This window comes from Burkholderia sp. 22313 (assembly GCF_052045245.1).
Classification (GTDB): domain Bacteria; phylum Pseudomonadota; class Gammaproteobacteria; order Burkholderiales; family Burkholderiaceae; genus Burkholderia.
Genome location: NZ_JBQEON010000004.1, coordinates 6,862 through 19,119, shown reverse-complemented (window position 1 = coordinate 19,119; position 12,258 = coordinate 6,862). Strand labels below are relative to the sequence as shown.

Below are 12,258 nucleotides of genomic sequence, written 5' to 3'. Positions count from 1 at the left end.
GGCGCCGCCACGATCGTGCGGCTAGATGCAGCGCCCGCCGTCGACTTCGAGACAGACGCCGGTGATGAACTCGGCTTCGTCCGATGCGAGGTAAAGGGCCGCGTTCGCGATGTCCTGCGGCGTCGAGAAGCGGCCGAGCGGAATCGTCGCGAGGAACCGGCGGCGGTTCTCCGGCGTGTCCTCGCAGCCCATGAACTCGGTCATCAGGCCCGTTTCGCCGAGCACCGGGTTGATGCAGTTCACGCGGATGCGATCGGCGCCCAGCTCGGCCGCGAGCGACTTGCTCGCGGTGATCATCGCGCCTTTCGTGCTGTTGTACCAGACGAGGCCCGGGCGCGGCCGCACCCCGGCCGTCGACGCGACGTTCACGAACACGCCGCCGCCCTGCGCGCGGAAATACGGAACGAAGGTCTGCACGCTCCAGAACAGGCTCTTCATGTTGACGGCGTACACGCGGTCGAACTCGGCTTCCGTCACGTCGAGCACCGGCTTGTTGCGGTGCGTGGTGCCGGCGTTGTTCACGACGATCTGCACGGCATGGAAATCGTCGAGCGCGGCTTGCAGCAGCGCGCGCCAGTCGGCGTCGTGCGATACGTCGCCGGCGACCGCGATGGCCTTGCCGCCCGCCAGCGCGATCTCGCTCGCGACGCGCTCGGCCGCCGCACCGTTCAGGTCGTTGACGACGACGTTCGCGCCTTCGCGCGCGTAGGTCTTCGCGATGCCTTCGCCGAAGCCCGAACCGCCGCCCGTGACGATGGCCGTCTTGCCGCTCAACCGCATGGTGTGTCTCCTGTGTTGGAAGGGTGCGTGGTATGTCGGTTCGCGGCCGACGGGGTTGGTTCCGGCCGGCCCGGCTTGCCGCGTTCAGCCGTGCCGGATCGCGATCGTTTTCAGCGCGGTGAAGCCGTACAGCGCCTCGAAGCCTTTCTCGCGGCCATGGCCCGAGTGGCCGACGCCGCCGAACGGCAGCTCGACGCCACCGCCCGCGCCGTAGTTGTTGATGAACACCTGGCCGGCGCGCAGGCGCCGCGCGAGACGCAGCTGGCGTGCGCCGTCGCGGGTCCAGATGCCGGCGACGAGGCCGTACGGCGTGCCGTTCGCGAGCGCGACCGCTTCGTCTTCGTCGACGAAGCGCATCGCGGCGAGCACCGGGCCGAACACTTCCTCCTGCGCGAGCCGGTGCGACGGCGGCACGTCGCGCAACAGCGCGGGCGCCTGGTAGAAGCCGCTTTCGGGCGCGTCGGCGACGACCTGACCGTGCGCGGCCATCGGAATGCCGTCGTGCTGCGCGTCGGACAGGAAATCCCACACGCGCTGCTGCTGCTTCGCGTTGATCAGCGGGCCGCAGTCGAGATCGGCGCGGCTCGGGCCGACCCGCAGCCCGTTGAACGCGGTGGCGAGCCGTTCGACGAGCGGCTCGTAGACCGCGCGCTCGATCAGCACGCGGCTGCCGGCCGAGCAGGTCTGCCCGCCGTTCTGCACGATCGCCGATACGAGCACCGGCAGCGCGGCCTCGAGATCGGCGTCGGCGAACACGATCTGCGGCGACTTGCCGCCGAGCTCGAGCGTGACGGGCACGTGGTTCTCGGCGGCCATCTGCGCGACCAGCTTGCCGGTGGCGGGCGAGCCCGTAAACGAGATGTGGTCGATGCCGGAATGGCGCGCGAGCGCGGCACCCGCTTCATGGCCGTAGCCGGTGACGATGTTGAGTGCGCCGGCCGGCAACCCGGCTTCGGCCGCGAGCTCGGCCACGCGCAGCACCGACAGGCACGCATCCTCGGCCGGTTTCACCACGCATGCGTTGCCGGCCGCGAGCGCCGCGCCGACGCTGCGCCCGAAGATCTGCATCGGGTAGTTCCACGGCACGATGTGGCCGGTGACGCCGTGCGGTTCGCGCACCGTCAGCACCGTGTAGCCGGCCTGATAGGGGAGGGTTTCGCCGTGCAGCTTGTCTGCGGCGCCTGCATAGAATTCGAAGTAGCGCGCGAGCGCGGCGGCGTCGGCGCGCGCCTGCTTCAGCGGCTTGCCGGTGTCGCGCGCTTCGATCGCGGCGAGTTCCTCGAGATGGTCGGCGACCCGCGCCGACAGCCGCATCAGCACGCGGCCGCGCTCGGCGGCGCTTGCCGCGCCCCACGGGCCTGCGAACGCGTCGCGGGCCGCGGCGACCGCGCGCTCGATGTCGGGCGCCGTGCCGCGCGCGATCGTCGCGAACGGCTGGCCGTCGGATGGGTCGACGACCGGAATCGTCTCCAGCTGCGCGGGCAACGTCCATTCGCCTGCGATGAAGTGCTTCGCTTCTTCCATGCCAGCTCCTGTCGACCCGAGTTAGCGCTTCAGCGCTTACTCGGGTCCCATGCTTCGCGGTCGACCCGAGTTGGCGTTTCAGCGTTCACCCGGGTCCCATGCTTCGCGGTCGACCCGAGTTGGCGTTTCAGCGTTCACCCGGGTCCCCTGCTTCGCGGTCGACCCGAACTGGCGCTTCATCGCTCACCCGGGCCTGATGCCTTGTGGTCGACGTGCAATGCCGGCTGTCATTCGATGGCCGGACATCCGGAACCGATTATCGCGCCGATCGTCATCAGGACGCCACCGGTCGATTGGCTATAATGGCGCATTCCCTGCGGGGACGCCCGCGGCGGAGCAACGGCTGCGGCGCCCTGTCCCGAATTCCCATCGACCAACAGAGAGCGCTCATGAGCTTCAATCATGTTCCGGCCGGCAAGGACCTGCCGCACGATTTCAACGTGATCATCGAGATCCCCGCGCAAAGCGATCCGGTGAAGTACGAGGCGGACAAGGAGCTGGGTCTCCTCGTCGTCGACCGCTTCATCGGTACCGGCATGCGCTACCCGGTGAACTACGGCTACATCCCGCAGACGCTGTCGGGCGACGGCGATCCGGTCGACGTGCTGGTGATCACGCCGTTCCCGCTGCTGGCCGGCTCGATCGTGCGTTCGCGCGTGCTCGGCATGCTGCAGATGACCGACGAGTCGGGCGTCGACGCGAAGCTGGTTGCGGTGCCGCACGACAAGGTCTGCCCGATGACGGCGAACCTGAAGTCGATCGACGACGTGCCCGAGTACCTGAAGGACCAGATCAAGCACTTCTTCGAGCAATACAAGGCGCTCGAGAAGGGCAAGTGGGTGAAGGTCGAAGGCTGGGCCGGCATCGATGCCGCGCACAAGGAAATCACCGACGGCGCCGCCAACTACAAGAAGTAATCCGGCTGGCCGGCCTCGCGGCCGGTTCGTTCGGAACGCAAACCGCGCGTGTCTCCTCAGGAGGCCGCGCGGTTTTGTTTTGCGCGCGGCGTGGCGCGCGGGGCGGGTTTCTTTCGTGCGCGCATGCGTGCGGGCAGGGCGCCCCCGCCCGGTACGGCCTTTGCCGTCGCGGGAGCCGGTGCGGTTGGCCCGGGTTTCGCGATCCTCGTCTTCGTGGATCCGGACGCTTTCCCGTCATTGCCGACTTTCGCGGTTTTCCTCGCGGGCTTGTCCGTGTCGGCCGGCTGCGTCGCGATCTCGGCGCCCTTGTCCTTCACCTTCTTCCGCCCGCGCTGGCCAGCCTGCAATCCGTCCGCAACGACGCATCCGTCGATCGGCATGCCGGCCGGCAACACCGATGCGAGCGTCCGGGTCCCGGCTGCCAGTTCGCGCTTCTGCGCGGCGGTGAGCCGCTTCACCCAGTACTCGACGCGCGACGCGATCGACCGGTCGGGCAGCGGGAACGATGCGAGCAGCGCGCGCGGCTTGCGCGAGCGCGTATAGCGCGCACCCTTGCCGGATGCGTGCTGGTCGAAGCGCGCGGCGACGTCGTTCGTGATGCCGGTGTAGACGCTATCGTCGACGCACTCGATCAGATACAGAAACCAGGACATGGGAAGGCGGCGGGATGCGAAGCCGTCAGTGTCGCAGAATTGGCGCGCGCCGCCGCAAGCGATGCGATGGGCGGCGCCGTCACGGGCCGCGCCGGAACGGATCGTGTTCGCGCAATTCGTCGACGTAGGCGTGGATCTGCGCGGTCTCGCGTGCCAGAAAGTGCGCGACCGCATCGGAGAACGCCGGATGCGCGAGCCAGTGCGCGGAATGCGTGGCGGTCGGCAGGAAGCCGCGTGCGAGCTTGTGCTCGCCCTGCGCGCCGCCTTCGAACGTGTCGAGCCCGGCCTCGATGCAGAACTCGAGCAACTGATAGTAGGCCGTTTCGAAATGCAGGCAGGGCACGTGCTCGAGCGCGCCCCAGTAGCGGCCGTACAGCGTGCCGCCGTTGCCGTTCGCGCCGCGCCGGTAGACGGCCAGCGAGCTCGCGATCGGCTGGCCGTCGGCTTCGGCGATCACGAGCAGCAGGTTCTCCGGCATCGTCGCGCCGATCGCGCGGAAGAAGTCGAGATTCAGGTACGGGCTCGAATAGTGTTCGCGGTAGGTCTGCCGGTAGCAGCGCGAGAAGAAGCGCCAGTCGGCATCGGTGATCCGGTCGCCGGTGAGCCGCCGGAACGTGACGCCGGCATCGCGCACCTTGCGCCGTTCCGCGCGGATGTTCTTGCGCTTCTTCTGCTCGAGCGTGCCGAGGAAGTCGTCGAAGTCGCGGTAGCCGTCGTTGAGCCAGTGGAACTGCACGCCTTCGCGCAGCATCATCCCCATCGATTCGAGCAGCCGTGCTTCGTCGCCGGTCGGGAACAGCACGTGCAGCGACGACACGTCGCTCTGCTCGGCGAACGCGAGCAGCGTGGCGGCGAGCCGGCGGCGCGCATCGTCGTCGGCCGCGAGCAGGCGCGTGCCCTGCACGGGCGTGAACGGCACCGCGCACAGCAGCTTCGGGTAGTAGGACAGGTTGTTGCGCTGGTACGCGTCGGCCCACGCCCAGTCGAACACGTATTCGCCGTACGAATGCTGTTTCGCATAGACGGGCGCGGCGGCCGCGAGCCGGCCCGTTCGCGCGTCGGTCAGCGTGACGAAGTGCGGCGACCAGCCCGTGTCGCCGACCGCGCAGCGCGCGACGTGCAGCGCGTCGAGGAATTCGTGGCGCAGGAACGGCGTCGGCTGCGCGTCGCGCTCGAGCAGCGCGTTCCATTCGTCGGCCGGCACCTCCGCGGGAGACGACAGGATGCCCGTGCGATAATCGATGCGTTCGTGTTTCAAGCGTGAATCCGTACTGTTGGATGCCGCCGGATGCGTGCCGCCGTGGCCCGCGTCCGAGGCGTTTTCGTCAGCCGTTCAGGGCGCGCCGCCGGGTTGCGCCGATCCCGTCATGAAGACCCGACTCGCTCTCGCCCAGATCAACGTCACCGTCGGCGATTTCGCCGGCAACGTCGCGCGGATCGTCGCGGCCGCCCGCGCCGCGCACAACGATGGTGCGCAGCTGATGGTCACGCCCGAACTCGCGCTGTCCGGCTATCCACCGGAGGATCTGCTGCTGCGGCCCGCGTTCTACGCCGCCGCCGCCGAGGCGCTCGACGCGCTCGCCGACGCGCTGCGCGCGTTCGACGGGCTCGCGGTGCTGGTCGGTCATCCGTTGCGCGGAAGGGGCGCCGATCCCGGCGATGCGCGCGCGTCAGCCGTCGATGGTAATGCAAACCGCCCGATCGAGCGCGGCGTGCCGCCGGCCGACACCTACAACGCCGTGTCGCTGATCGTCGGCGGCGAGATCGCCGGCACCTACCGCAAGCAGGATCTGCCGAACGCCGACGTGTTCGACGAGAAGCGCTACTTCGCGACCGACGCGCGGCCGCTCGTGTTCGAGCTGAACGGTGTGAAATTCGGCGTGATCATCTGCGAAGACGCATGGCATGCGTCGGCCGCGCAGATCGCGAAGGCCGCCGGCGCGCAGGTGCTGCTGATCCCGAACGGCTCCCCGTACCACATGAACAAGGAAGCGCTGCGTATCGACATCCTGCGCGCCCGGATCCGCGAAACCGGCTTGCCGATGGTCTACGTGAACCTCGTCGGCGGCCAGGACGAGCTCGTGTTCGACGGCGGCTCGTTCGTGCTAGACGGTGAGGGCGCGCTCGTCGCGAAGATGCCGCAGTTCGACGAAGGGCACGCGATCGTCGAATTCGACGGGGCGCGCCCGCTGCCCGGCGCGATCGCGCCCGAGCTGCCGGTCGACGCGCAGGTGTATCGCGCGCTCGTGACCGGCGTGCGCGACTACATCGGCAAGAACGGTTTTCCCGGCGTGCTGATCGGGCTGTCGGGCGGCGTCGATTCGGCGCTGGTGCTCGCGGTCGCCTGCGACGCGCTCGGGCCCGGGCGCGTGCGCGCGGTGATGATGCCGTCGCGCTACACGGCCGACATCTCGACCACCGACGCGGCGGAGATGGCGCGGCGCGTCGGCGTGCGCTACGACGAGATCGCGATCGCGCCGATGTTCGACGCGTTCCGCGCCGCGCTCGCGGTCGAATTCGCGGGCCGCGCGGAGGATGCGACGGAAGAGAACATCCAGGCGCGCATCCGCGGCACGTTGCTGATGGCGCTGTCGAACAAGTTCGGCTCGATCGTGCTGACGACCGGCAACAAGAGCGAGATGGCGGTCGGCTACTGCACGCTGTATGGCGACATGGCCGGCGGCTTCGCGGTGATCAAGGACATCGCGAAAACGCTCGTCTACCAGCTGTGCCGCTATCGCAACGCGACCGCCGACTACGGCTCGCGCGACGTGATCCCCGAGCGGATCCTGACGCGCGCGCCGTCGGCCGAGCTGCGCGAAAACCAGACGGATCAGGACAGCCTGCCGCCGTACGACGTGCTCGACGCGATCATGCGGATGTACATGGAAGAGGACCTGCCGCTCGCGGAGATTGTCGCGGCCGGCTATGCGGAGGCCGACGTCGCACGCGTGGCGCGGCTCATCAAGGTCAACGAATACAAGCGCCGCCAGGCGCCGATCGGCATTCGCGTCACGCATCGCGCATTCGGGCGCGACTGGCGTTATCCGGTCACGTCACGCTTTACCGAACGTCTCGACTGAGCCGCGCCGCGCCGTACGCGGGTGGCCGGCTTACGGCTTACACTTACGGCTTACAATCGGGACCGCGATTTTTCATCCAAACGAGCATTGAGGGACAACCATCATGAAACGCATCACCGCCATCATCAAGCCGTTCAAGCTGGACGAAGTCCGCGAAGCGCTCGCCGAAGTGGGCCTCACCGGCCTGACGGTGACGGAAGTGAAGGGCTTCGGCCGCCAGAAGGGGCACACGGAGCTGTATCGCGGCGCGGAATACGTCGTCGACTTCCTGCCGAAGATGAAGATCGAGGTGGTCGTCGCGGAAGCGCAGGTCGACCAGGTGATCGATGCGGTGATCGGCGCGGCGCGCACGGGCAAGATCGGCGACGGCAAGATCTTCGTGTCGGACGTCGAGCGCGTGATCCGCATCCGCACCGGCGAAGAGAACGAAGCGGCGGTCTGAGCGCGGCTTCCGGCTGATTCGGCGCTCTCTCGGCTGATTCGGCCGAAAGGGCCGCGGGCCGCACGCATGCGGCCCGCCAATAAAAAACGGTGCGGATACCCGGATGGGTACCGCACCGATACGCGCCTCTCGCAGCAGCGTGGAAAGTGTTGTCGAATCGTTCTCCGGACGGCGCCTGATCAGAACAGGTGCTGGATGCCGGCGTAGACGCCGGTCTGGCTGCCGCCCGCATGCGGGTTGCCCGTCGACACGGCGGTGCCGGCACCGTTCGCGTTCAGGCCGAAGTTCGCGGTCTTGCTGTTGCGCACCGTCGCGACCTGCAGGTCGAACAGCGTGCGCTTCGAGATGTTGTACGAACCGCCGACCGTGTAGATGTTCGCGTTGCCGCCGCCGTGGTTGGCGTTCACGTGGTACACGGCCGCGATCAGCGCTGCCGCCGGCGTTGCCTGCCACGTCACGCCGCCCCAGACCTGCTGGGTGCCGGTGATGCCGTTGTTGACGGCCGGGCCGCCGCTGCCGTCAGCGTGCGACGCCTGATAAGCCGCTTGCAGCTTGAACTGGCCGAGGAACACGTTCGCGCCCGCGAAGTATTCACGCGAGTAGTTGAACACGTCCGAGAAACGGCCGCTGCTGTCGCGCGTTTCGTCGTAGATGCCGCGCAACTGGAACAGCGAGTTCGTGTACGTGATTTGCGCGCCGGCGGCACGGCCCGGCTGGCCGGCCGTCGTGTTGCCGTTGAAGCTGGTCGAGTTCGAGAACGCGAACTGGCCGTAGAAGTCGAGGCCGTAGAACGACGGCGACTGGTACGACACGTTGTTGCTGGTCTTGTTCCAGTTGCGGCCGCGCACCAGCGATGCCGACGACCAGCTCGACTGGCCCAGCGGATCGAAGTCCCACACGCCGTTCGCGATCGCGAGTTCGCGACCCAGCAGCAGCGTACCGTAGCGGTCGTTCGAGATCCCGACGGTCGCGAAACGATCCCAGATCGAGCCGCTCGTGCCGAGGCCGCCCGTCATCGTGTTGAACGCGCCTTCCAGGTGGAACACGACCTTGTTACCGCCGCCGATGTCTTCGCTGCCCTTCAAGCCCCACAGGCTCGTGCCCCAGTCGCCGCTTTCCGCACGGTAGCGATGGCCGTCCTGCAGGCCGTTCATGTACTCGAGGCCGGCATCCAGGCGACCATACAGCGTGACGCTGCTCTGCGCGTGCGCCGTAACCACCCCAGCAGCCATCAGCGCGGCCGCGACCAAAGCTTTCTTCATCATCTCCTCCATACCCTGTCAAAAAGTCAACCCAGACTGCACGAGATGCCCGGAGCCGTGAGCGCCAGGCAAAAGCGAAAAGCGGGATAACCACGGAGACCTCGTGCAGGGCCGGTAAGCGCGGCACGCGGGCAAGCGGACGGAAAACCGTTGGGCGGTCCCGCGCGGCCGGGTCGGCTTGCGGGGTCTCCTTGTCGTGTCGTGAAGCCAAACTACATTTCACGAACTTCGTTTTGCTACTTTGGTTACTAATTTAGCAAAAATACAATTTTGTGGCGATGAAAATCGTTGTTTGACTAACACATGTCGCCAAATTGCCATGCAACACAGTGCGCGCCGGATGCCAGGGAGGTCGTCGATTACCGGAAAACCCTTGCCCGACAAGGGCGGCACGGATTTCGTGACGATGGGTCAAGGATTGCCACTATTGACGCTGCCGGAGTGCGAGCGTAAGCGCCGAAGAGGTGGAGTGGGTAAGCAATTCGTAATGAATTGACGCCGGTCCGCCGTCGCCGGCGCGATGCCGGAACCGCTTGCCGTATCAGCATGTCGGACTCAGCCCGGCGCCGGCCGTGCATCGAGCAGCTGCGCGCGCAACCACCGGTGTGCGTCGGTGCCTGCGTGCTGTTCATGTCCAGATGAAGAAACTGCCGGCTGCGGGCGCTTCGAATGGAGCGTGCTCGACTGGAACGCGCCGACGATCCGCTTCTACGAAAGCATCGGCGCCGCGCCGCAGAGCGAATGGGTGCGCTACCGGCTCGTCGGCGATGCGCTGCGCGCGTTCGCGGACGGCACGCCGGTGGACGCCGCGCAAACGCAAAACGGGCGCCGCATGGCGCCCGTTCGTGCATCGCGACGCGAGGGCGCGTGCGTTACTTGAGACTGCCCGACAGGAACCCGCGCAGGCGCTCGCTCTTCGGATTGGCGAACACTTCCGACGGCACGCCTTCTTCCTCGACGCGCCCCTGGTGCAGGAACATCACGTGATTCGACACGTTGCGCGCGAAGCCCATCTCGTGCGTGACGACGATCATCGTGCGGCCTTCCTCGGCCAGCTTCTGCATCACCTTCAGCACTTCGCCGACGAGTTCCGGGTCGAGTGCGGACGTTGGCTCGTCGAACAGCATCACGTCCGGATGCATCGCGAGCGCGCGCGCAATGGCGACGCGCTGCTGCTGGCCGCCCGACAGGTGCGACGGATACTGCTTCTCGACGCGCGGCGCGAGGCCGACCTTCTCGAGATATTCGCGCGCGCGCTCCTCGGCTTCCTTCTTCGGGATCCCGAGCACGTTGACGGGGGCTTCCATCACGTTCTCGATCACGTTCATGTGCGACCAGAGGTTGAAGTGCTGGAACACCATCGACAGCTTGGTGCGCACGCGCTGCAGCTGCTTCGCATCGGCCGCGCGCAGCGCGCCCGTCTTGTCCTTCGTGGTGCGCACTTCCTCGCCGTCGACGACGATGCGGCCCGCGTTCGGCTGCTCGAGGAAGTTGATACAGCGCAGCATCGTGCTCTTGCCGGAACCGGACGAACCGATCACGCTGATCACGTCGCCCGAGTTCGCCTTCAGCGACACGCCTTTGAGTACCTCGTTGTCGCCGTACCGCTTGTGGAGATCGTCGACGAACAGCTTCTGGGTCTGGGAATTCATCAGTTACTCGGAGAAACGCCGCCATTGATGGCGGGAAGGAAAGGAGCGCTGTTGACAGGCAGCTTCTTCCACGGGTTAGGATCACCGGCATGATTCTTGTCTATCGCTACCGGGTGAAGTCGCTCAACGGACTGCTTAACAAGCAGAGCCGTGCGGTGAACTACGTCTGGAACTTCTGCAACGATACGCAGAAGCACGCCCTGAAACGCGAAGGCGACGCATTCCGCTTCGCCGGCAACACCTTTCGCGTGTTCAACAGTCGCCCGCTTCCTGAAGGCAAGATCAAGGACGGAACCAACTTTGCGCAGGATGCGCGTGGCAACTGGTTCTTGAATATCGTGATCGAGATGCCCGATGTTCAGGCCCGCCCGATCCATTCCGGTGTCGGCATCGATCTCGGCCTGAAAGACTTCGCCACACTTTCGACGGGCGAGAAGCTGCCGAACGATCGGTTCGGCCGACGCGCGGCCGAGAAACTGGCGAAAGCGCAACGGGCGCGCAAGCACAAGCGGCATATCGCGAAGTTGCACGCCAAGGTCGCGAATGCCCGTGCCGATTTCCAACACAAGCTGGCACTCGATCTGGTGCGGCGCTTCGATTACATCGTGGTCGGCAACGTGTCGCCCGTCAAACTTGCCAAAACCAGGATGGCGAAAAGCGTCTACGACGCATCCTGGTCGTCCTTCCGAAACAAGCTCCGTTACAAGGCGATGGCGCACGGGGTCACGTTCGAGGAAGTCGACGAAAGCGGTTCCACCCAGTCTTGTTCGGCGTGCGGGTCGAAAGACAGCCCGACGCGGCCGAAAGGTATCGCGGGACTGCGAATAAGAGAGTGGACCTGCAGTGAGTGCGGTGTCTTGCATGATCGAGATACCAACGCTGCGCTGAACATTCTCCGATGCGGACGTGCATCGCCAGGTGTGGGAATTCCCCGCCGCCGTTAGGTAGGGGAGGACGTCAAATAGTCCTGCAAAACTTACTTGCCTTGCGGGCGCAGATACGCGAGCCAGCGACGCTCGGCCTGGCGGAACAGCCATACGAGCGTGAACGAGATCACGAGATAGAGCAGGGCGGCGATACCGAATGCGTGGAACGACATGTAGGTCGCCGAGTTCACGTCGCGCGCGATCTTCAGGATGTCCGGCACGGTCGCGGTGAACGCGACGGTGGTCGCGTGCAGCATCAGGATCACTTCGTTGCTGTAGAGCGGCAGTGCGCGGCGCAGCGCGGACGGCAGGATCACGCGGCGATACATCGTGAAGGTGGACATTCCGTATGCGCGCGCGGCTTCGATCTCGCCGTACGACGTCGCCTTGATCGCGCCCGCGAAGATCTCGGTGGTGTACGCACAGGTGTTCAGCGTGAACGCGAGCAGCGTGCAGTGCATCCCGTCGCGGAAGAACGCATCGAGCAGCGGCGTGCCGCGCACGGCCTGCAGGCTGTAGAGGCCGGTGTAGCAGAGCAGCAGCTGCACGTAGAGCGGCGTGCCGCGGAACACGTACGTATAGAGCCACACGGCGCCCGACAGCCACTTCTTCTTCGACACGCGGGCCACCGCGAGCGGCACCGACAGGCAGAAGCCGAGGCCGATCGACACGACCAGCAGCCACAGCGTGATCGCGACGCCGGTGATCCTGAAGCCGTCGGTGTAGAGGTAGTTGCGCCAGTATTCTTGGATGAGTTCGATCATAGGTCAGCCTTGCGGACACCGGTCGAGTAGCGCTTTTCGAGCCACATCAGCACGAAGTTCGAGATCGTCGTGATGGCGAGGTAGACCGCACCGGCGATCAGCGTGAAGAAGAAGAACCGCAGCGTGCCCTTGCCGGCGTCCTGCGACGCCTTCACGACGTCCGCGAGGCCGATGATCGACACGAGCGCGGTCGATTTCACGAGCACCTGCCAGTTGTTGCCGATGCCCGGCAGCGCGAAGCGCATCATCTGCGGG

11 protein-coding genes and 2 pseudogenes are annotated in these 12,258 nt (G+C 66.3%); 5 read left to right on the top strand and 8 right to left on the bottom strand.

Annotation, left to right across the window (positions count from 1 at the left end):
* Positions 1-21: 21 nt before the first annotated feature.
* Both ACTJKF_RS04915 and ACTJKF_RS04910 read right to left on the bottom strand, forming a co-directional pair.
* Complete coding sequence (locus ACTJKF_RS04915; protein ID WP_440622454.1) at positions 22-780, bottom strand: SDR family oxidoreductase; 759 nt, start codon at positions 778-780, stop codon at positions 22-24.
* An 84-nt stretch (positions 781-864) separates the two neighbouring features.
* Entirely contained in the window at positions 865-2,304 is a 1,440-nt protein-coding gene (locus tag ACTJKF_RS04910; RefSeq protein WP_440622453.1) for an aldehyde dehydrogenase family protein, read from the bottom strand.
* 389 nt (positions 2,305-2,693) lie between these two features.
* Between ACTJKF_RS04910 and ppa the strand changes: the two genes are divergently transcribed.
* On the top strand, positions 2,694-3,221 hold the full coding sequence (ppa, locus tag ACTJKF_RS04905) for an inorganic diphosphatase (protein WP_006753432.1): 528 nt from the start codon (positions 2,694-2,696) through the stop codon (positions 3,219-3,221).
* A 56-nt stretch (positions 3,222-3,277) separates the two neighbouring features.
* Here ppa and ACTJKF_RS04900 read toward each other — a convergent pair whose 3' ends face one another.
* On the bottom strand, positions 3,278-3,874 hold the full coding sequence (locus ACTJKF_RS04900) for a GIY-YIG nuclease family protein (protein ID WP_440622452.1): 597 nt from the start codon (positions 3,872-3,874) through the stop codon (positions 3,278-3,280).
* 79 nt (positions 3,875-3,953) lie between these two features.
* A complete protein-coding gene (locus tag ACTJKF_RS04895; RefSeq protein WP_440622451.1) occupies positions 3,954-5,132 on the bottom strand; it encodes a GNAT family N-acetyltransferase in 1,179 nt (392 codons plus the stop codon).
* 109 nt (positions 5,133-5,241) lie between these two features.
* Here ACTJKF_RS04895 and ACTJKF_RS04890 point away from each other — a divergent pair, with 109 nt between their 5' ends.
* Both ACTJKF_RS04890 and ACTJKF_RS04885 read left to right on the top strand, forming a co-directional pair.
* Positions 5,242-6,957: an NAD+ synthase gene (locus tag ACTJKF_RS04890; RefSeq protein ID WP_440622450.1), complete on the top strand. Its 1,716-nt coding sequence runs from the start codon at positions 5,242-5,244 to the stop codon at positions 6,955-6,957.
* Positions 6,958-7,060: 103 nt separating this feature from the next.
* Positions 7,061-7,399: a P-II family nitrogen regulator gene (locus ACTJKF_RS04885; protein ID WP_006398637.1), complete on the top strand. Its 339-nt coding sequence runs from the start codon at positions 7,061-7,063 to the stop codon at positions 7,397-7,399.
* Between the two features lie 179 nt (positions 7,400-7,578).
* Here ACTJKF_RS04885 and ACTJKF_RS04880 read toward each other — a convergent pair whose 3' ends face one another.
* Complete coding sequence (locus tag ACTJKF_RS04880) at positions 7,579-8,664, bottom strand: porin (RefSeq protein WP_440622448.1); 1,086 nt, start codon at positions 8,662-8,664, stop codon at positions 7,579-7,581.
* A 646-nt stretch (positions 8,665-9,310) separates the two neighbouring features.
* On the opposite strand from ACTJKF_RS04880, the pseudogene ACTJKF_RS04875 reads away from it, so the two are divergent.
* Positions 9,311-9,541: pseudogene (locus ACTJKF_RS04875) on the top strand (hypothetical protein); the annotation flags it as partial.
* On the opposite strand, the gene ACTJKF_RS04870 reads toward ACTJKF_RS04875, so the two are convergent.
* Positions 9,534-10,313: an ABC transporter ATP-binding protein gene (locus ACTJKF_RS04870; protein WP_440622446.1), complete on the bottom strand. Its 780-nt coding sequence runs from the start codon at positions 10,311-10,313 to the stop codon at positions 9,534-9,536. The pseudogene ACTJKF_RS04875 and the gene ACTJKF_RS04870 sit on opposite strands and share 8 nt — an antisense overlap.
* An 89-nt stretch (positions 10,314-10,402) precedes the next feature.
* On the opposite strand from ACTJKF_RS04870, the gene ACTJKF_RS04865 reads away from it, so the two are divergent.
* Complete coding sequence (locus ACTJKF_RS04865; RefSeq protein ID WP_440622445.1) at positions 10,403-11,257, top strand: RNA-guided endonuclease InsQ/TnpB family protein; 855 nt, start codon at positions 10,403-10,405, stop codon at positions 11,255-11,257.
* Between the two features lie 32 nt (positions 11,258-11,289).
* Here the strand turns inward: ACTJKF_RS04865 and ACTJKF_RS04860 are convergent, their stop codons facing one another.
* Both ACTJKF_RS04860 and ACTJKF_RS04855 read right to left on the bottom strand, forming a co-directional pair.
* Positions 11,290-12,003, bottom strand: a complete 714-nt coding sequence (locus ACTJKF_RS04860) for an ABC transporter permease (RefSeq protein WP_440622444.1) — start codon at positions 12,001-12,003, stop codon at positions 11,290-11,292.
* A pseudogene (locus ACTJKF_RS04855) lies at positions 12,000-12,258 on the bottom strand (histidine ABC transporter permease); the annotation flags it as partial. The gene ACTJKF_RS04860 and the pseudogene ACTJKF_RS04855, both read right to left, overlap by 4 nt.

Excerpts from the sequence above, each read along its gene's own strand:
- ACTJKF_RS04865 (WP_440622445.1), top strand. The coding sequence starts at position 10,403 with ATGATTCTTGTCTATCGCTACCGGGTGAAGTCGCTCAACGGACTGCTT.
- ACTJKF_RS04880 (WP_440622448.1), bottom strand. The coding sequence starts at position 8,664 with ATGATGAAGAAAGCTTTGGTCGCGGCCGCGCTGATGGCTGCTGGGGTG.
- ACTJKF_RS04860 (WP_440622444.1), bottom strand. The coding sequence starts at position 12,003 with ATGATCGAACTCATCCAAGAATACTGGCGCAACTACCTCTACACCGAC.
- ppa (WP_006753432.1), top strand. The coding sequence starts at position 2,694 with ATGAGCTTCAATCATGTTCCGGCCGGCAAGGACCTGCCGCACGATTTC.
- ACTJKF_RS04870 (WP_440622446.1), bottom strand. The coding sequence starts at position 10,313 with ATGAATTCCCAGACCCAGAAGCTGTTCGTCGACGATCTCCACAAGCGG.
- ACTJKF_RS04915 (WP_440622454.1), bottom strand. The coding sequence starts at position 780 with ATGCGGTTGAGCGGCAAGACGGCCATCGTCACGGGCGGCGGTTCGGGC.
- ACTJKF_RS04890 (WP_440622450.1), top strand. The coding sequence starts at position 5,242 with ATGAAGACCCGACTCGCTCTCGCCCAGATCAACGTCACCGTCGGCGAT.
- ACTJKF_RS04900 (WP_440622452.1), bottom strand. The coding sequence starts at position 3,874 with ATGTCCTGGTTTCTGTATCTGATCGAGTGCGTCGACGATAGCGTCTAC.
- ACTJKF_RS04910 (WP_440622453.1), bottom strand. The coding sequence starts at position 2,304 with ATGGAAGAAGCGAAGCACTTCATCGCAGGCGAATGGACGTTGCCCGCG.
- ACTJKF_RS04885 (WP_006398637.1), top strand. The coding sequence starts at position 7,061 with ATGAAACGCATCACCGCCATCATCAAGCCGTTCAAGCTGGACGAAGTC.